At 38.7% G+C, this 18,388-nt stretch carries 19 protein-coding genes and 1 riboswitch; all 19 genes read right to left on the reverse strand.

What is annotated here, in order from left to right:
* Positions 1-46: 46 nt before the first annotated feature.
* The 19 genes from bioA to HNQ80_RS16325 all read right to left on the reverse strand — a co-directional run bounded on the left by bioA (position 47) and on the right by HNQ80_RS16325 (position 18,375).
* Positions 47-1,390 (reverse strand): adenosylmethionine--8-amino-7-oxononanoate transaminase, encoded by a 1,344-nt coding sequence (gene bioA, locus HNQ80_RS16250; protein WP_184311718.1) that lies wholly within the window; start codon positions 1,388-1,390, stop codon positions 47-49.
* The gene (bioD, locus tag HNQ80_RS16255; RefSeq protein ID WP_184311719.1) at positions 1,383-2,126 is read right to left on the reverse strand and encodes a dethiobiotin synthase; all 744 of its coding nucleotides are present in this window, start codon (positions 2,124-2,126) and stop codon (positions 1,383-1,385) included. Before bioD ends, bioA begins: the two co-directional genes overlap by 8 nt.
* 61 nt (positions 2,127-2,187) lie before the next feature.
* Complete coding sequence (gene bioB / locus HNQ80_RS16260; protein WP_184311720.1) at positions 2,188-3,165, reverse strand: biotin synthase BioB; 978 nt, start codon at positions 3,163-3,165, stop codon at positions 2,188-2,190.
* Positions 3,166-3,183: 18 nt separating this feature from the next.
* Positions 3,184-3,747, reverse strand: coding sequence for a biotin transporter BioY (locus HNQ80_RS16265; protein ID WP_184311721.1), 564 nt, complete (start codon positions 3,745-3,747; stop codon positions 3,184-3,186).
* Positions 3,748-4,024: 277 nt separating this feature from the next.
* Positions 4,025-4,747: an AIR synthase related protein gene (locus tag HNQ80_RS16270; RefSeq protein ID WP_184311722.1), complete on the reverse strand. Its 723-nt coding sequence runs from the start codon at positions 4,745-4,747 to the stop codon at positions 4,025-4,027.
* Positions 4,737-5,249, reverse strand: a complete 513-nt coding sequence (locus tag HNQ80_RS16275) for an ECF transporter S component (protein WP_184311723.1) — start codon at positions 5,247-5,249, stop codon at positions 4,737-4,739. Before HNQ80_RS16275 ends, HNQ80_RS16270 begins: the two co-directional genes overlap by 11 nt.
* 16 nt (positions 5,250-5,265) lie before the next feature.
* Positions 5,266-5,463, reverse strand: a complete 198-nt coding sequence (locus HNQ80_RS16280) for a hypothetical protein (protein ID WP_207727048.1) — start codon at positions 5,461-5,463, stop codon at positions 5,266-5,268.
* Positions 5,462-5,633: riboswitch (cobalamin riboswitch) on the reverse strand. (Overlaps the previous gene by 2 nt.)
* A 75-nt stretch (positions 5,634-5,708) precedes the next feature.
* Entirely contained in the window at positions 5,709-7,451 is a 1,743-nt protein-coding gene (locus HNQ80_RS16285) for a 5'-nucleotidase C-terminal domain-containing protein (RefSeq protein WP_243183331.1), read from the reverse strand.
* Between the two features lie 159 nt (positions 7,452-7,610).
* Positions 7,611-9,611 carry a 5'-nucleotidase C-terminal domain-containing protein gene (locus tag HNQ80_RS16290; RefSeq protein WP_184311725.1) on the reverse strand — a complete coding sequence of 667 codons (2,001 nt, stop codon included), beginning with the start codon at positions 9,609-9,611 and terminating at the stop codon, positions 7,611-7,613.
* 472 nt (positions 9,612-10,083) lie between these two features.
* A complete protein-coding gene (locus HNQ80_RS26505; RefSeq protein WP_184311726.1) occupies positions 10,084-10,797 on the reverse strand; it encodes a GNAT family N-acetyltransferase in 714 nt (237 codons plus the stop codon).
* 86 nt (positions 10,798-10,883) lie between these two features.
* Positions 10,884-11,732, reverse strand: coding sequence for a DUF4163 domain-containing protein (locus tag HNQ80_RS16300; RefSeq protein WP_184311727.1), 849 nt, complete (start codon positions 11,730-11,732; stop codon positions 10,884-10,886).
* Positions 11,733-12,085: 353 nt separating this feature from the next.
* The gene (locus tag HNQ80_RS16305; RefSeq protein ID WP_243183332.1) at positions 12,086-12,976 is read right to left on the reverse strand and encodes a copper amine oxidase N-terminal domain-containing protein; all 891 of its coding nucleotides are present in this window, start codon (positions 12,974-12,976) and stop codon (positions 12,086-12,088) included.
* 478 nt (positions 12,977-13,454) lie between these two features.
* Positions 13,455-13,601, reverse strand: a complete 147-nt coding sequence (locus tag HNQ80_RS25650) for a hypothetical protein (protein WP_207727049.1) — start codon at positions 13,599-13,601, stop codon at positions 13,455-13,457.
* A gap of 88 nt (positions 13,602-13,689) precedes the next feature.
* Entirely contained in the window at positions 13,690-14,061 is a 372-nt protein-coding gene (locus tag HNQ80_RS16310) for a hypothetical protein (protein WP_184311728.1), read from the reverse strand.
* A gap of 47 nt (positions 14,062-14,108) precedes the next feature.
* Positions 14,109-14,240 carry a hypothetical protein gene (locus HNQ80_RS26300; protein ID WP_279289005.1) on the reverse strand — a complete coding sequence of 44 codons (132 nt, stop codon included), beginning with the start codon at positions 14,238-14,240 and terminating at the stop codon, positions 14,109-14,111.
* A gap of 339 nt (positions 14,241-14,579) precedes the next feature.
* Entirely contained in the window at positions 14,580-16,559 is a 1,980-nt protein-coding gene (locus tag HNQ80_RS16315) for a stalk domain-containing protein (RefSeq protein WP_207727050.1), read from the reverse strand.
* A gap of 526 nt (positions 16,560-17,085) precedes the next feature.
* Entirely contained in the window at positions 17,086-17,421 is a 336-nt protein-coding gene (locus tag HNQ80_RS16320) for a hypothetical protein (RefSeq protein WP_184311730.1), read from the reverse strand.
* A gap of 70 nt (positions 17,422-17,491) precedes the next feature.
* Positions 17,492-17,698 (reverse strand): hypothetical protein, encoded by a 207-nt coding sequence (locus HNQ80_RS25655; protein WP_207727051.1) that lies wholly within the window; start codon positions 17,696-17,698, stop codon positions 17,492-17,494.
* Positions 17,699-17,886: 188 nt separating this feature from the next.
* On the reverse strand, positions 17,887-18,375 hold the full coding sequence (locus HNQ80_RS16325; protein WP_184311731.1) for a hypothetical protein: 489 nt from the start codon (positions 18,373-18,375) through the stop codon (positions 17,887-17,889).
* Positions 18,376-18,388: the final 13 nt, after the last annotated feature.

The following is an 18,388-nucleotide window of genomic DNA, read 5'->3' on the forward strand; positions in this document are numbered from 1 at the left end:
CCAAAAAAACTTCAAAAGACGCAAAAACATTGCGTCTTTTGAACAGTTATCTTCCTAAATATTCACAAATTGCTTTCTCCGCCGTACCGACCATGAAATCAATATCTTTTTCATCGACGACATAGGGAGGCATAAAGTAGATTACATTTCCCAACGGTCTTAATAAGACGCCATGTTTCAATGCAATCTGATAAATCTGATAGCCCACCCGCTGCTTCCAATCAAAACCTTCTTTCGTTTTCTTGTCTTTGACTAGTTCAAGAGCGCCTACCATACCCAGCTGCCGAAATTCCCCCACATTGGGATGATCCAACAAGGGCCGTATTCTTTCCTGAATGCGCTGGCTCGTAATCCTATTTTTATCAATCACATTCTCATCTTCAAAGATGTTGAGAGATTCGCAGGCAATGGCACATCCTATGGGATTTCCCGTATAGCTGTGGCTATGCATAAAAGCTCGTAAGCTTACGTAATCATCATAGAAAGCATCATAAATTGTATCCGTCATCAGTACCAAAGACAATGGCATGTAGCCCGCCGTCAATCCCTTGGACAGGCACATGATATCCGGTGAAATTTGGGCATGCTCACAGGCGAACATCTTACCCGTCCTTCCAAAGCCTACAGCGATTTCGTCTGCAATCAAATGAATATCGTAGGTATTGCAAAGCTGTCTTAGCTTTTTCAAATAGATGGCAGGATAGATTTTCATACCTGCAGCCCCCTGAATCATAGGTTCAATGATCACTGCGGTGATCTCTTCATGATGCTCCGATACAATCCGCTCCATATCCTCGATACAGCTTCCTTCACAGTTCTCCCTATCCTCTCCATAGGGACAACGATAACAATTGGGGCCTGCTGCCTTAAAAGTATTGAGCAATAAGGGCTTATAGATCTCATTGTATAAGTCGATATCCCCTACCGATAGGGCAGCCAGGGTTTCACCATGATAAGCCTCAGAGATAGCCACATATCGTATCTTTTTTGGTTTTCCCATCTGTTGATGATATTGGAAGCTCAGCTTTAGAGCAACTTCTACTGCTGATGATCCATTATCAGCAAAAAATACCTTATTCAAGCCTTCCGGTGTAAGTTTCACAATTCGCTCTGCCAGCTCTATGGCAGGCTTATGGGAAAAGTTTGCGAAGATGGCATGCTCCAGCTTGTCTACCTGATTGGCGATAGCTTTGTTAATCCGTTTGTTGCTATGTCCAAAAAGATTAACCCACCAAGAAGATACAGCATCTAAATAGCGCCTTCCCTCTATGTCATAGAGATAAGGCCCTTCCCCCCGTTCCAGCACGATGGGTGGAAAGCTTTCATAATCCTTCATTTGAGAGCAAGGATGCCAAATATACTGTAGATCCTTCCGCTGCAGCTCATTCATCCTTTATCACGTCCTTTGTATCCGCCATGCTTTCCAAGAGAACTTGAATATCCATTTTTCTTTCAAATTCTTCTTTGAGGTTTCCGTAACTTCCTTTTTCTACATCGATATATTCCAATTGGTCAATGACGCCAAGCACAGGTACTCCTGTGAGTCTTTCCACCATTTTTATATTGTCTTCCTCTGCAATGCTGCCTCTATAACCATTCATGACAATAGCCTTTACTTCCAGTCCCATTTGCCGGGCATGTTTTACCGTCAGCACCGTATGATTAATGGTTCCTACCCCTGTTCTAGCCACCACCAATAAGGGCAAGTCTAACTCCTTTATAAAATCATAGACCATATACGCTTCATCAATAAGAGGCACTACCAATCCTCCACTGCCTTCAGCAATAACATAATCATATTTTTTACAAAGCGCTTGATATTTCTTTAAAATTACCGCTTTCTCCAATTTGACACCTTCTAGCTTCGCTGCCAAATGCGGAGATACAGGGGTTCTCAGGCAATATCCATTGATATTTTCTTGATCTTCCTCTAGGCCAGCCACCAGATTCACAAATCGTGCATCTGCTGAAATCAGCCTACCATCTTCTTCAATGCCACCACTTTGAACAGCCTTGTAGCTAACTCCCCTATAACCATTTTTTCTCAGCAAATATACTAGTCCCGCCGTAATCACCGATTTCCCCACATCTGTATCCGTACCTACAATGAAAATTCCCTTGGCCAAGTTTATCCACTCCCTTATTTTAAAACACCCCATGGCGTTCAAATGCCATGGGGTGTTCAGTCTATATATCAAAACCTTCGCAACGAATTAGTTGAATATCGTCTTCAATCTTACTACCAATTGTCGTTAAATAATTACCTACCAAGGCTGCGTTTACTCCTGCCCTAAAGCCGATTTTCTGTAGCTCTCCCAAGATCATTCTGCCACCTGCATAACGAATATAACAGTCTGGAATGACGAAACGGTACAGGGCCATGGTCTTTAGCGCCTCCACAGGAGATAGTAGTTCCAAATCTCCTAGCGGTGTACCTTTGATAGGATTTAAAATATTTACCGGAATGGATTTTACCCCTAGCTCTCCGATTTCAAAAGCCATTTTTACACGATCTTCTACAGACTCACCCATCCCAATGATACCGCCACAGCAGAGTTCCATTCCAGCTTCTTGAATGTTACGAATGGTATCCAAACGATCTTGGTACGTATGGGTTGTACAGATTTCTTCATAGTAATCACTGCTGGTTTCCACATTGTGGTGATACATACTAACGCCAGCCCCTTTTAACCTTAAGGCTTGTTCATGGGATATGATGCCATGGGAAGCACAAATCTTTAAGCTTGTCTCCTTACTTAAACGGCCGTACATCTCCACAAGCTTTTCAAACTCTTCCCCATCTACCCCTCTGCCACTGGTCACCAAAGAGAAACGATGGGCCCCTTCTCTTTCCATTTCCTTTGCTCGCTCTATCACTTGATCATAATCTACCAAATCGTATTCACCGATCCCTGTATGGTAATGGGCTGATTGTGCACAGTACTTACAGTCCTCAGAACACTTTCCTGATTTCGCATTCATAATCGTACATAAATCCACCTTGTTTCCTGCAAACTTTTTACGAATCTCATTGGCACCTTCGTAGAGGGCTTCCAGTGATTCCACATCACTTTCCGTAATAGACATGATTTTCATCGCCTCATCAAAGGCAATCTTCCCACCATTTAATATCTTTTCTGTCATTTCATGAATAAATTGCTTCACCTTGTCCACCCCTCTACTTTATCTCAGTCCTACATATCCTGCACGTCTTAATGCTGGTACTACCATGGTTGCCGTAAAGGCTACCACTCCACTTAAAATTAAATCCGATAGAATATATGGTGTGAATCCTGCTGCGATGGCTCCTGAGATAGGCATAGGCTTACCCATATATAGGTTGATGATTAAATATAAATGAGTTACTCCAAACAAATATACGACCGCGAGTCCTGCAAGCACCCGTGGAAATAGATTTCCAAATTTAACTGTCTTTAAATTCTCTGTAAGTTTACCGATAAGCCATGCACAAAGAGTAAATCCTATCAAATATCCGAAGGTTGGTTCCAATACATAAGTAAGGCCACCACCCTTTGTAAACACGGGAACACCTGCTAAACCAATACCTATATAAAGCAGTTGAGAATACAATCCTAATCTTGAACCCAAAAATATCCCTGCAAAAGCACAAAATAAAAACTGCAGCGTAAATGGTACAACAGGTGTTGGGATTTTCAGAAAAGCACCAATGGCTGTCAATGCTGCAAAAAGTGCGACAAGAATCATGTCTCTTGTTTGTAACTTCATCTCTTGCTCCTCCTTTGATATGTATGTTTGATATTATCATATTATAGGTTAACTTATTTGTCAACTTTATATTCACAATAAGTTAACATTGCTGATAAAAAGGTACACTACGTGTGCTTCGCTAGGGGAACCTAGTTCCCCTTCGACGGCTGCCAAGCAGCCTGATCACCCCTCTGACTTCGGCATGGGAATACTTCCCCTGCACCCCTGCTTTTTTATGGTATAAGAAAATACATTTTCTTATACCATAAAAAATAATACTCTGTTTCTCAGAGTATTATATAAGTTCGCCAATCCTTGTGAATGGAATCCCACAGTCCTCTTCTATAGGACCGTCGCTAAACAGCAGAACTGCTGTACAAGGCCCCGCCGACTTCTCTAGATTGATGGGTATTTTTCCTTCAAATTTCATATGCAAGCCTGTATGGGCTGACAATTTATCCAACTCCCCTTTAATGCCAGAAGAGCCTACAGGTAGGATTTCCTTAATATTTTCCCATTGCAAAAGGGGGATCAATGTAGAGATCGTAGCAATTTCCCCTCGATCGTCCACTACCTCCTGTCCCATCTTTGGAATCCCCATCACATATACCTTGTTCCCTTTGCCTACCCTATAATGTCTTAGCCCATCTTCTTTGCAGGTCCCCAGCACAGTTACGCCTAAAGCAGTCATGGTTGTTTCCATGTTTTTCTCCGTACTGATGGTAATGGGTATGAGAAGATTACATTCCTCCAGCTCATCCTGGATGCCTCGGAGGATTTCTCGGCCTGTAGGCTCCAACTCATTGCAGATATTCGCTGTCATAGCTATCGGCAATGCACCCACTGCAAAGGTCTCCATGAGGCATACCCTGGCCGTATATTTTCCTGCAATAAACGGAGGCGCCTTCACCACATCCCGGTCCTTTAGTCCAATAGCACCGCAAGAATCACAGGCAATCACCAGAATATCTCCATTGGGAAGCGTTACTAGATCTATATCTCGATATTTATTTGCCATCTTGACCAAATCCTTTACTTATTTGTACACCTGATTTGTTCAATGCTGTAAATATGACGATTCCCAATATGGCGTTTACAGCACTTGCTACCAGTAGGAATGGTACTATCCCCATGAAGAAGGGCCAGCCAAAGTTCGGTATGAATACCAATACCAAGGGTGCTCCTACCGCGTTGAGTAGAATTCCCACAATCCCCGCGCCAATGAGATTGGTCTTTCTATAGGCAAAATGAAACCCAACCATAGTGATGGCCATCATCACTGCTACAATAATATGCACTGGAATCGTCATATAAAATCCCGCAGTTGCTGCCGTGAGCATATGCCCTAAAAACCCTATGATTGCCCCCGATAATCCGCCAAGCATCAATGTTCCTAAAAATGCCGGCATGGCATCCAGTGCTATACTTTGGAATGGACTAGGAATTTTTATATTTGCCCCAACAAAGCTTAAAGCGATCAACAATCCCATCCATACTAGTTTTTTTGTACTTACTTTCATCTTTTCTTCCTCCTCATCAATAGAAGACTTCTAATTTTTGTAGGGACGAACGACCCTGTCCGTCCGTTAACGTAATCAAAATCATTGCCAGGTGGACAGGGTCCTCCACCCCTACGTTTTCCGGCTTCTTTATTGCTGTAATATTCCCTACAACATAAAAAAGTCCATAGCCTATTTGAATAACAAATAGACCATGAACTTTACCATCATTCATGACGCTTCGCAGAAAGGCAGGTCTCCTGGCTCGATTCAACGCCTTTTGTCCCTTCCCCGAATCAACAGGTGGTTATAACAAAGGCTCCTCATCACAGTGGCGGGTCCGCTGAAGATTTACACTTCATTCCCTATTCTCCCCTATGGGGCACCCAACTACGCATATATTTTCATCTATAGTATATTCTTTTCTCTTCCTTCTGTCAATCACTTAAAAAGCTGCCCGAAGGCAGCTTTTTTGCTGATTTAAGGAATCAATAGCTTTTGTCCTGGTAAGATCAAATGTGGATTCTTTAATTGATTGAACTCGGCAAGCTTTTCATAAGCTACACCAAATTCCTTCGCAATCTTCCACAATACATCCCCTACTTTTACGATGTACTCTTTCGCAGGAGTAGGAGCAGGTGTAGAAGCTGGCACAGGCGTTGGCGCTGGAGCCTTTTCTGGAACTACGGCTGGTTCTATGGCAACAATTCTGCCCTCTACCTTTGCATCAGCAGTACCTTTTGCGGCAATATAGTCGATAAGAATTTCATCCAAGGAAGGGTATTGCCCTAAAGTAGGCGTTCCTTTAAACATATCATACTTGTCGCCGCCTGCTGCCATGAAATCATTAGTGGCAACCTTATATGTCTTGTTTACATCTAGTTTCTCCCCACCGACCATGGCTTCTGTAACTCTCTGACCTGCGGGCTTATTGGGATTAAATTTGTAGGTTACGCCTGCTACCTGGGCAAAGTGACCTGCTTGTTCTGGGTATGCATCTACACCATGCTCTAATGCCGCCAAAAGGGCCGATCCTTTTAATTCTGTCAATACAACATAGTTCCCAAACGGCAATACAGTAATTACTTCACCCTTTGTAATCTCTCCTTCATTAATAGAAGCTCTGATGCCACCACCGTTGGTGATAGCCACGTCTGCTTTTGTGGCATCTAACATGGCATCTGCAATCAGATTGCCAAGGTTGGTTTCACTGGTTCTTGCATGGGCTCTTTCTCCATCCAATACAACAGTTGATTTACCGACCACCACAGAAGTTATTTCATCATTCGCCGCCTTGATGTCTGCCACTAGATCTGTGATTTCTTTGTCTGCTGTGACCGCATCACTGGCAGCCTTGTTGATGAGGCTTGCCTTCTTCTCTATAACCTTTCCATCCTCCACACTAAATTCAATTATCCCTACATTTTTTCCATATTCACCAGTTTGAGCAATCAAAACATCATGAACGACCAACCCATTTTCCAATACGGTGTGGCTGTGGCCGTCGATGATAATATCTATGCCTGCGACTTGTTCAGCAACCTTTTTGCTTGTATCTACACTGCTTTGGTCCAAACCTAGATGGGCAATCGCTATAATGACATCTGTCTTATCCTGAAGCTCTTTAACCATATCAGCAGCAGCCTGCGTTGGTTCTTCAAAAGTCAATCCTACTACATTGTTTGGATGTGTCTTATATAACGTCTCAGGTGTCGCTAAACCAAAGAATCCGATTTTTACTCCATCCACCTCTTTGATTTCATAAGGTGTTAAGAAGTCAGAACCATCGGCCTTTTTCACGTTGGCAGCTAAGATTGGGAAGTTTGTTATGGCATTTAACTCCAATAATCTTTCCTGTCCATAGTTGAAATCATGATTACCAGGTGCCATGAAGTCATAACCTATTTTATTCATGACTTTGGCTACACTTTCACCCTTCACCAAATGAGCAATGGTTTGACCATGGAAAGCATCCCCTGCGTCAATCACCAAAGTATTCGGATTCTTCTCCTTTGCTTCCTTTACGATGGTTGAGATCTTATCAAAACCAATCAATGCTGTTTGATCCCCTTCAATTCTGGCATGGGTGTCATTGGTATGTATGATGGTGATTTTCTTTGCTGTTTCTCCCGCAGCAAAAACTGTGTTATTCGGCAACACCAAGGCAAATAGCAACGCAAAGACCAAGAAAAATACAGATAACTTTTTCATCGTTCCTTTCATCCTTTCTCCTCTTTGTAATATAATGCTTATACACTACCATTCTATCATAACTTTTTCAGTTCGAAAGACAATATATAGAATTTTTTGAATCATTCGACTTGTTCGTCATAGGAATAGCCTTGATTTTTCAAGCTACTTCCTCATACAAGTTTCCTTCTCCTATGGCTGAGGAATGCTCAGTACCTGTCCTGGGAAGATCATATTCGCATTCTTTAATTGGTTGAATTCAGCTAATTTCTTGAGATCGATCCCAAACTGCTTAGCAATCTTCCACAACATATCTCCTGCCTTTACTGTGTATGTCACATTGGCAGCAGGGACTATCGGCGCCTTTGTTATGGAAACAGGCACTGGCTTGCTTCCACTGTCAGCGGCTAACTTTCCTTCCTTTATTAGATCATTTACATTCAATGCTTTTACATTTGGAGTTCTTCCATCTTCAGAAGTAGGGATCTTTAACTCTCCTTTTTTCACCATCTCATATACCTTGTCTTTTAATGGATGATTTAAGTCTGCGCCAATAATTTTCCAATTGTTATCTGTTGTTGGCATGATCGTTTCTTTTTCTTGTACATACTTAACGATCAAGTCTCTAACCCTTCCGTCATCCCCAAATTTTTCATAGGAATCATAAACCTTGTTGGATTCCTTAATAATGCCGTCCTTGGATAATCCCCCAAAACGATAGTTATTCAAAGCAAGGGTAAACTCTATCTCGTCGGTTACTGGCTTTCCTTTAAATGTCAGGTTGACAATTCTTTCTCCCACTGGCTTTGATATATCGATCTGATAGTCTACACCAGCGAACATATCAAAATTGTATCCTCTAATATTCGGATCAAAGCTGATAGTCACATCTCCTGGCTTATATGTATTAAAATATTTTCCCGCATAAGCTTCCATGTATTCTTTTAATTCCTTACCATTTACCTTTACAGCCATTAAAGTATTTTCATATTTGTAGATATTTGCAACATCCTTTTTCTTAAAATCCCCTGCCAAAACATTGGATTTTGAATCAAATAATGCCGCTGCAGAAATATCTGCTCCAGTATAATGCATCTGTACTTCATTGATAAAATCGACCAAGGCTGTATCCTGCACCTGGGCTGTAGGAATGCCTGGCAATACATCTACTTGATCCAAGAAGTTCGCTGTTACCTTACCAATGACCACATTTACTTCTTCCCTCGCCTTGTCATGGTATGCTTTGAATGCAGCTTCCATCTCTACATCTGAAGGATAGGTTTTTGTATCGATATTCTTACTAGCTTTATCCACTACGATCCATTTCCCGTCTTTTTGCTCTAGGGTCAAATCAATTCTTGACACTTTATTTCCGTTATTCTTAGGTTCCACCAATAATACGCCGTTTACGTCCTTCCCAGGGATATCAGAGTGGGCATGGCCTGCAATCATTGCAGTAAATTGTGGATGGGCTTTTGCAATTTCTGCAAGGCCTACTGCCCCATATTCCCCTTCTTCCCCTAAATGATAGGATCCAATAATCACATCGGCTTTACCGTCCAGCTCCGCCAATACCTTCTTTGTTTCTTCAGCGGGATCAACAAAGGTTAATCCTTCGAAATTCTTGGGTGTACTGGCTTCCCATCTTGGAATATGGTGGGTAATCATCCCTACAATGGCAACCTTCACCCCTTGAATTTCTTTAATCATATATGGATTCACAAATCTTGTTCCATCGGCTTTATAGATGTTTGCTGCCAATATAGGTGCCTCTGACCCTTTGATTGCTCTGCCAAGCACATCCAAACCAAAGTTAAACTCATGATTCCCCAATGTCCAAGCATCATAATCCATCATATTCATGGCCTGTATCATCGGGTGTATTTCTTCATTGTTAAACAATGACGCCATGTTATCTTGAATGGTATCCCCGTTGTCAATCAAGATCGTATTTGGATTTTCTGCTCTTACTTCCTTTACCACGGAATAGGCTTTTGCAAAACCCGTATTGTCCGTAGCGGAGTCAATCGCATAGTCCCATGGGTAAATACGACCATGCATGTCACTGGTGGCAAGCACTGTGATTTTCACTTGTTCGCCAGCTGCATAGGACGTGCTGCTTGGAATGGCCATGGCAAGTACCATCACAAGAGCAAGCATCAACGCTGAAACTTTTCTCATTGTTCCCTTCACTTTAAATACCCCCTAGTTTTGATTGCACCTATCGTGCAAATTTATTTTAGCATATAAGAAATGTAAAACAGTGCTGAAATGTGACAATTCTAAAAATTAAGTTTTTAACATATTTTTTATGTGTTTAAACACTTCCATTCTCGGTATATATACAATAAGAAGGACAATCCTTCTTTCGAGTAGAATCCGGTAACTCCCTGGCAACCAATAATATGAATCGCTTGTTTCATGAATGAACCCCATCCTCTCGTTTTACGAAGGTAACAAAGATTTAAACTTTTTCTTTGAAGTATGCAGGAAAGAAGGTAGAAAAGTAAGTGAATGATCAACCCCCAAGTTGTTTAACCGGTTGTTATAGTTACTTCCGATTCTATTCATCATAAAAATGAGCCACTGAAATGGAATTCAATGGCTCATTTTTTATTTAGCATGCAAGCGTGTATATTCGTTTATTACCCTTACCCTGTTGATCCTACTCTCCTCTTTTCAACCAACGAATGCGACGATCTTCTTTAAACCCCATTTTTAATGCCAATCCCATTGACTGTACGTTGTTTTCCTCAATATGCACAAAAGGTATTTTCTCCTGCTTGCGCAAGCGATCAACCATTTCCACCGTGAGATCGAGGGCATAACCTCTTCCCCTATATTCATCTAGCACATGTAGAAAGCCCATTGCGCCGTCATCGTGGGTTATCAGCCACGCGACTAACTTTTCATCACGAAGTATCCCCAACCCAATTCCTTTTTCAATACGTTCCGTAATGTATTCTACAGAGGTAAAATCTTTATACTTTGAATGATCGAATATGTACTGTACATAATCATGGGTTAAATCAACAATTTCGCTCTTTGGCGGCCCAACCGGTTTGTCTTCTGGAAAATAAAGCTTCATGCACACAAGCTCCCAGATCACTTTCTTATCCTTTAGCAAATAGGGCAGCATCCAATCCTCGATAATCGCAAAATATTCATCTTCCTCATCCACCTTTTCTACCAGTGCTTCAAATTCCGTTGGAGAGTTGCTGCTAAAATATACCCAATCTTGGTCACTTCTTCCCCTAACTAAAAATGAATTATCTGCTTTTTCTATGCTGTGGATCGGATAATCTTCTATAAAATTAATTAGATTTATATTTTGAATCCTGTTTTCCACTAATTTTGACAAAATCTCCTCTTTTTTCACTGTAACCACCCCTAACCCCAGCTTATTCCATATTTATGCTACTGTCAATCAGGTAAGCACGAATCATCCTCACATGGCTTTATTTTTTAAATAGTTCTTTCAGAAAATAATTCTGCAAAGTCTTTCCATATTTCATTTTCATGTTTTATGTTTTCTTGTATATCCTGATATTTGATTTCAAATTCTGCATGGTCACCTGCTGAATGTGAGATTTGCACACTGATACCCAGTGAATCTTCTGTTAAATACCAATACATTTCTGAATCGTTTGAGTCTATATTGTTAATTCTGCTTATCCACTCTTGATTTGAATATTCATCAAGTATATATTTTTGTTCAGTAATGGACGATTTCAGCTTTCCACCCTTGAATTGGGTCACAAAGTGCTCATTAATATTTACGAGGTCAGTTAGTCTAAGTGTTTTTTCCTTATTTATGCCAATATTCGTCGTATAGAACTCGTAGTTAGGATGAGCCGCTCCTTTATCATAACTATACCCAGAATATTGGATACTAAGTAAATTGCTGCTTTTCCATGTAATATGATAGTCTAAATCCAAATCAAAATCATTATTTCCTTCCTCAGAATAATTTTTCAAATATCCATAAGCATCATCTTTTATGATCTCGTTTATCTTTTTTTGCTTACTTTCATCACCTAAATGAACTATTTGAGGGTAGTTTATTTTAATATTCTTATCAATATAACTTGCTTTAATGATTTCGTAACCTATCCTATTTGAAGTATCAAAATCATTCTTATTGCTACTGTCTCCATTTCTAACACTTTCTTCAAGCGAAGACTCCTGTATAATCTTTTGATTTTCTTTTATTAAGATGCTTGTTTTATCATTAACCTCGAAGTTCTTATTATTGCATGATACCATTACAATACCAAAGAGTATCAATAATGATATCAATATGCTTTTCTTCAACTTAGACTCCCTCCTCTATGGGCATGCAACAGGGGACGACTCTCAATTGTCGCACTCTATTTTTTATTGATTCTGATTAAGCCTTAAAAATTATATCCTTGCTGATTCCTAATATGTATAATAATTTTTGTACCGAGTTTTTCGTTGATTCTTTAATTTCTCTTTTCCTTTATTATGCCATATCGCTTCTATCGTTTCTATAAAAAGAAAATGCGACAGAGAAGAACCGTCCCCATGTAGCAAATGATGACATGCGTTATGTTATATAAAAGAATATCGTCTATAAGCCTACATTGACATGGTAGGTTATAGACGATATTCCGAAGAAGTGGGGTCATTTCTTTTGGATAATACTAATTCGAATTCTCTATGGCATTTATATAGTTATTGGTTGCAGCTTCCCATTGCTCAATCAGCTTTGCGGCTGAATCCATTTTTTCATTAGCTTTTTCTATTAATTTCTCATCGTTATTCTCAAGGGCTTGAATCATTAGATTAAAGGATTCTAAATTAGTTTTAGCGGCTTCAATATATATTTTATTTAGTTGATCTATTTCTTTTGTTTTTGGAGATAGTTTCTCTAATCCAGCAAGGAATTCTTTATACGTTGGAATAACCTCTGCTGTTAATATATCATAAAAATCTTGATCAGTTGCGGTACTATCACTCGTTACACCAGAATAAGCATCTGTAGCTTGATTTTCAAGATCTCCTAATCCTAATTCCTCCATTTGAAAGATATACTCAGCAAAATCTATTAAAATGGATTCTGTAGGGTCTATTTCACCAGTAGTAACAGTGTTACTATTCTCATCAGCCTTGTTACTTGCTATCACTACCATTTTCTTGCCTGCATCCCAAGATACAGATGCACCTAAACTCTCCGCAATGAATCTTGCAGGAACCATTGTTCTGTTATCGATAATTTTCCCTGCAACCTCTAGTTCTTTCTTTTCACCGTTTACCATGGCATAGTTATCGCCAATTTGAAGAATGATTTTATTGTTCCCTTTGATGCCCGTTACAGTTTTTGTAGCATTATCCCATTGTATTTCTGCACCTAGAGATTCAAAAATTGCCCTTAGGGGAACCAGTGTCCTATTTTCAACCACAGTAGGATTCACATCGAAAGTCAATATGGTCCCGTCTACAGAAACCTTAATTGGTTCTTCTGCATAGATGGGAGTTAGTCCTATTATCAAGACTAAACTAAGGATAGTTAATAAGATAGCTATTTTTTTCAAATGTCATACCTCCTAAAAGTCGTAGTATGCTTTATTTTACAATATAGAAACAATTGTTAATATAGTGCTATAGTCACATTCCAATAAATTCTTTCCATAAAAGACACAAAAGACTGTCTTTCCATAAAGCGCGACAGAGGGACGGTTGAAGTGCACCATGATGCGACATCTCGCCCCCCTCCCGCCCAAAAATGGCGGGGGGTAAAGAAAGAATCAGACTAAAGAAAAAAGCCTTATATATAGAGAGTATATTACCCTGTACATAAGGCTCTGTGCTAAATTCTCATAATAACAATGTCATTCTAGAGCTACAGAGTATCAAAATATCTTAGTGTTTTTCTCCTACATACCGTTGATATTGGAGGGTAGTGCGATTATTTTTAAAATAGCCACTAAAAGAAAAACCTTAATGAAGAGAATATATATATTACCCTCCATTAAGGTCTAATAGATGTATCATACTACTTAGATATTCAGTTTAGCTTATATTCCTTAGACTGATTCTCCCTTGGTGTATCATACCATAGGTGTGGTGCGAATCTTCATTAGCTTTCAGCGCATGATATCTTTGTAGAATTAAAGCTTCTTTAATTACTTCATCGAAGTAATCTTCCGCCACACTCATTCATTACAAAAAATCAATGCATGTTAAATGCTGTATCAATCCTTTAAAAAGAGAAAATATTTGACCGTATGTATCTTATAAACATAATTTAGAAAAGCATTATCGCTAACATCAAACCAAAAACATGCAAATAATGGAACCATCTCATATATCTATAGTCTCTTTTTACTATTTCTAAAAGTGGATCATCACAAATGTCTTCCGAACTAAAAGTAGATTTCCAACTACTAAAGTGAACTATCGATTTTTTCTTAGTGTCCCAAATATTTGGATAAAACTTACGGATAAATCTATCTACCCTGTAAAGTTGAATACAAAATATAACTATATACCATAATATATATCCTATAACAACTCTTGCTTTAGCTCCAGTATCTAGTATTGGCATAGCTAGTATTGATAAGACTATTAATAACACAATGATATACACTAAAAAATATGATCTATATTGGGTATTCATATCTCTCCCCCCTCATAAAAACTACTCACAATTTTGTCTGAAATTCTCTAGTCTCTAGCAGTTCCAACGTAACTTCTTTCATAGTTGTTAGGATCACGCAGACTAGTAACTCCAAAGCCTATAAAAACATCACCAACTGTTACTACTGTAGGTCCACCACCAATTTGTGTATGCGACATGGGGACGGTTCTCAAACGTCGCAAATTATTCCTGAATATCGAGTTTCCTTGCTCAAATTAGATATCCTAGTGATAATAGATTTTCCCTTATTATACCATTCCTATAGAAAGAAAAATGCGACAGAGAAGAACCGTCCCCATGTCGGTAATGATTCTATTTTCATGCTTTCCTCAACGGTCACTGCCGCGAAACTTCTAATGCATTAGATACTTTTATCCATTGCCTACGGCCTCACGTCCCCTTGTTTCATTTGCAGAAGTGATACGTGAAAAAAATTTGCTTTTCTCTTAACAAAATCAGCTCTTGGGCCATCCAAGAGCTGATTCGTTATCTTATTTCTATTTTCCAAGATCTAAGTTCCAAGGTACGGTTCTCCAAAGACTTTTCTCATTGCGTAGAATCGTTTGATTCAATCGATCTATTAGATACGCTTCACTTTTCTCGTCCTCCCTATCTTGTCCAGACCAAAATTCAAATCCAAGTAATTCATGCTCTGCTAGCTCTTCCCAGGAAGAATATGTTTTTTGCAGTACCTTGGCCGCGTCCATACAAATATCATAATTCTCTTCAAGGGTCAGATATCCCGCTATATAGCTCCAACGTGTAATAATGATAATGCGCCAATAATCCCATGCAATCAAGCCTTTATCCTTTAACGCCTCTCTATTTTTTTCATAGAATGTTAATACCCGCAATACCTCTGGATCTTTCTTCTCAAAAACCTTTTTTAGTTGTTGTACGTCCTTTCCCCTTAATTCTTTTTCTAGCGCTCGATATGCTTGATCATCTCCTTGATTCTTAAAGCTATCTAAAGCTTCAAAATAGTCATCTCGACTATAAATACCGAATCCTTCCAACGCATGTCTCAGAGTAATTACATGAGGTCTAAAACGAACATGCTCCCCTGTAGCATCATAAATACTATAATTAACATAGTATTGATTGGCACTTGGTGCTACTACCCATTTTCTCTGGGCTTCAGTATATTTGTATTTACTTTTTGGCTCACTTATTTGTATTGCTGGCCAGATTTCATCCTTATAAGCTTCCACTTCTCTCCATGTTACCTGTTGCCCTAGGGTCTCTGCTATAAATTCAATGGGTATAAGAATGGCATCAGCTTTTAGAACAGGGTCATTGTAATATTTTTCAATCAATATGGGTGCAGCTTTCAAACGTACCTCTTCTCCATCTACTTTAGCTGTTTTGCTATCTACTCTCAATTCAATTTTTTTCCCTAGTTTTGTCATGGTAATAGTTTGCGTGAATTCATCAAATTTTACAAAGGCGCCTAACGATTCTCCTACTTCCATATAGGAAGCTAGAGCAGTTCCATCCTTCAGTGTAACCTTCGTCATTGATTGGTTATCATCAATTACCAATCTAACCCCTGTGAGGTTGTAGTAATCATCTGTATTTTTGATGGCTGTGAAAACAGGATCTGTTCTGAACTTATTTACATAAGACCTTCCACCTTGAGATTTAAATGCCAGTCGTATATTTTCTAAGGCATCTGATTTCTTTCCTTCTATCATCAATAACCTACCATAGTAATAATATAGCCCAGCTAATTTTTCATCATACAGTTTGCTTTCTGAGTCTACTTGAGCTTGCCGTATCTCGAGGGCACTTTTCATAGATTGCATAGCTTCCGCATTCATCCCTAGCTCACTAAGGGCTCTACCTTTATAATATTGTATTTGCCATAGGAAGGTATCTTTTATATTTGTTTTAAGTACTTCATCACTGATTTGAATAATTTCCTTATATTTTTCCTGTTCAGCTTGCCCTTTTAACTTTTCCGCTTCTTCAAACAGTTTTTCTATCGTAGCAATCTTCTCTTTTTCAAGAGATATAGCATTAGCATCTTGTCTTGGAGGCAATTCTCTAATAATAATGGTTTTTGCTTTTTCGTTCCACCCCACAGAACATCGCAGGTTTTCTGCCACAAACCTAAAAGGTACCATTGTATAGCCATCAATAATACGCGGTTCAATCTCCAATTCTTTTTTGTACTTATTTATCTGGGCTTCTTTCTTTCCTATCCAAAGGATCACCGTATTCTCTTTATGGGTGATTGTAATTCTCTGCTCTTTCCCATCCCAAGATACAGTTCCACCTAAACCCTCTATTACTGGTTTAATTGGAATTAGTGTTCTTCCATAATAAACAACGGGTTTTACTTGCTTACCAGGCACGATCTCTTTTTGAACACCATTCACAGTGATATAGGGACTATCAAGCTGTAATGTTATTGAATTTAGACTATCTGCCTTCACATAATGTACATTGCCGATAAATCCTATAAATACCATCATCCATATACAAAATAAACGCCTTCCTAACCTGGATCTACTCTCATGCTTCATCTTTCGTTCGGTAAGTGTCCCTAAGACCTTACCAGCCTCCTCTCCAGTATAAAAGTTCAATAACTCCTAATCAAGATACATGGAAGATATTGTATCTGCTTAACTATTGTACCAGAGAATCACTATATTCATTTGTAGGACTTTAGGATTAAGTTTCTGAATTGTCTTCTGAGTTATTCTTTTCCTATTTTTCGTTAATTATCATATAACCCTGCAACACATGTCATAATGCGGCAGGGGGACGGTTCTCGATTGTCGCATTTTATTCTTATTGATTCTGATTAATCTCTAAAAAATATATCCTTACTGATTCCTGATATGTATAATATTGCTTTTAGTGAGCTTTTCGTTGATCTTTTATTTCTCTTTTTCCCTTATTATACCATGATTCCTCTATAAAAAGAAAAATGCGACAAGGTAGAACCGTTCCTTTGTCGCATTCTTATCTATTGCCTACGGCATCCTGTCGCATTTATTATCTGTAATAGGGCCATATGAAATCATCTGCACTTCCTGTTCTGGACCATACTGTGTCCCACCTTTCTAGCACCCACTGCCCATCTTTTCGAATAAATCTAAGCAAACTACCAGTAACTCGATTATTTCCCACATAATAAACGCGAGCAGATGTATCCGAATAGTCCATGACTTTGAAGTAGTCTATTCCGTCAATCATATTAGTCAATCTGTAAAGGGTTGCGAATTCTGATCCATGTTGCCAAGTCAGAATTTCAACTCTTATATAGGGAACGATCAGGAAAATTAAAGTACAAATAGCTATCACAATAAGCGTTTCTCTAAATTTTTTCATATTTATATTACCTCTTCCATTTTTCTAGTAAAACGTCTAATACTAATAGACCTTTAATGGAAATACATAATTAGTCTAGTCCAAGCAAATCTCCCATAGTATCATAGTTATTTTTCACGTGTTCTCCAAATGAATTAGGTTTAGGATTTGAGTTAGGTTTCGTTATTTCATGACCTATGTTATATAGTGTTCCTAAAATATCTGGCCGATTTGCGATTGATGGCAATTCATCCTGCCATGTATCTTGGAAATATTTAATATATGCGGCTACATACATACATAAAAGCAACTTCATTTCTCTTTTGATCAGTTTCGTGATTTCGTTTTGTTAGCATACTTATCACCTCAATATATATTTCGGCATAAAAAAAGGAACTCCTTTTTGATTTAAGGAATTCCTTTGACTTTTTCTACAGCCTGACGGTTATCATTTAGATAACCACTCTTGTGTGTGCTAAATCAAAATCACTTAAATTTGATAAAATCATATATTGTTAGATAAGACTTTGGGGCATATATATCTCTAAATGAGTCTCGTCTGATTGGTGATACTATTCTCCACTCATCTACTTTAAAATCTATCATCAAATCTCCAGCTTCATTTAGTACATTTCCTTCTTCCCCAATAAAAACATACTTATTTCGTGTGTAATATGGTACAAAACTTTTATTTAGGCTTTTTAGAGGATCTTTTCCACTAAGCGGCTCTGCCAAATAAATAGAGCCACCTGTTATTAAATCTCTTACTCCATTTTCGTCACCAATGGCCAACCAAATAGAGCCAGTTACCTGAGTATATCTACAAATATATAGCTGCTTTGTTTCTCTACCTTTCAACATTTTTTTCAATTCATCTTTTTTTGTATTAATCGCCATCTTAACAGGTATAAAGTCAAGTAAAATAATAAAGGTAATAATGCTTAAAATAATTATAACTACTTTTCTCCCCCTCATTTATCTCCACTTC

Origin of the sequence: Anaerosolibacter carboniphilus (assembly GCF_014205875.1) — a bacterium.
In the GTDB taxonomy this organism is placed as follows: domain Bacteria; phylum Bacillota; class Clostridia; order Peptostreptococcales; family Thermotaleaceae; genus Anaerosolibacter; species Anaerosolibacter carboniphilus.

Bases quoted from the DNA above. Each gene is read 5' to 3' on its own strand.
- HNQ80_RS16310 (WP_184311728.1), bottom strand. From the start codon at position 14,061: ATGAATACCCAATATAGATCATATTTTTTAGTGTATATCATTGTGTTA.
- bioA (WP_184311718.1), bottom strand. From the start codon at position 1,390: ATGAATGAGCTGCAGCGGAAGGATCTACAGTATATTTGGCATCCTTGC.
- HNQ80_RS16270 (WP_184311722.1), bottom strand. From the start codon at position 4,747: ATGGCAAATAAATATCGAGATATAGATCTAGTAACGCTTCCCAATGGA.
- HNQ80_RS16285 (WP_243183331.1), bottom strand. From the start codon at position 7,451: ATGAAAGGAACGATGAAAAAGTTATCTGTATTTTTCTTGGTCTTTGCG.
- HNQ80_RS25655 (WP_207727051.1), bottom strand. From the start codon at position 17,698: ATGTATGTAGCCGCATATATTAAATATTTCCAAGATACATGGCAGGAT.
- HNQ80_RS26300 (WP_279289005.1), bottom strand. From the start codon at position 14,240: ATGTCGCATACACAAATTGGTGGTGGACCTACAGTAGTAACAGTTGGT.
- HNQ80_RS16275 (WP_184311723.1), bottom strand. From the start codon at position 5,249: ATGAAAGTAAGTACAAAAAAACTAGTATGGATGGGATTGTTGATCGCT.
- HNQ80_RS16280 (WP_207727048.1), bottom strand. From the start codon at position 5,463: ATGAATGATGGTAAAGTTCATGGTCTATTTGTTATTCAAATAGGCTAT.
- HNQ80_RS25650 (WP_207727049.1), bottom strand. From the start codon at position 13,601: ATGAGTGTGGCGGAAGATTACTTCGATGAAGTAATTAAAGAAGCTTTA.
- HNQ80_RS16320 (WP_184311730.1), bottom strand. From the start codon at position 17,421: ATGAAAAAATTTAGAGAAACGCTTATTGTGATAGCTATTTGTACTTTA.
- HNQ80_RS16265 (WP_184311721.1), bottom strand. From the start codon at position 3,747: ATGAAGTTACAAACAAGAGACATGATTCTTGTCGCACTTTTTGCAGCA.
- HNQ80_RS16315 (WP_207727050.1), bottom strand. From the start codon at position 16,559: ATGATGGTATTTATAGGATTTATCGGCAATGTACATTATGTGAAGGCA.
- HNQ80_RS16325 (WP_184311731.1), bottom strand. From the start codon at position 18,375: ATGAGGGGGAGAAAAGTAGTTATAATTATTTTAAGCATTATTACCTTT.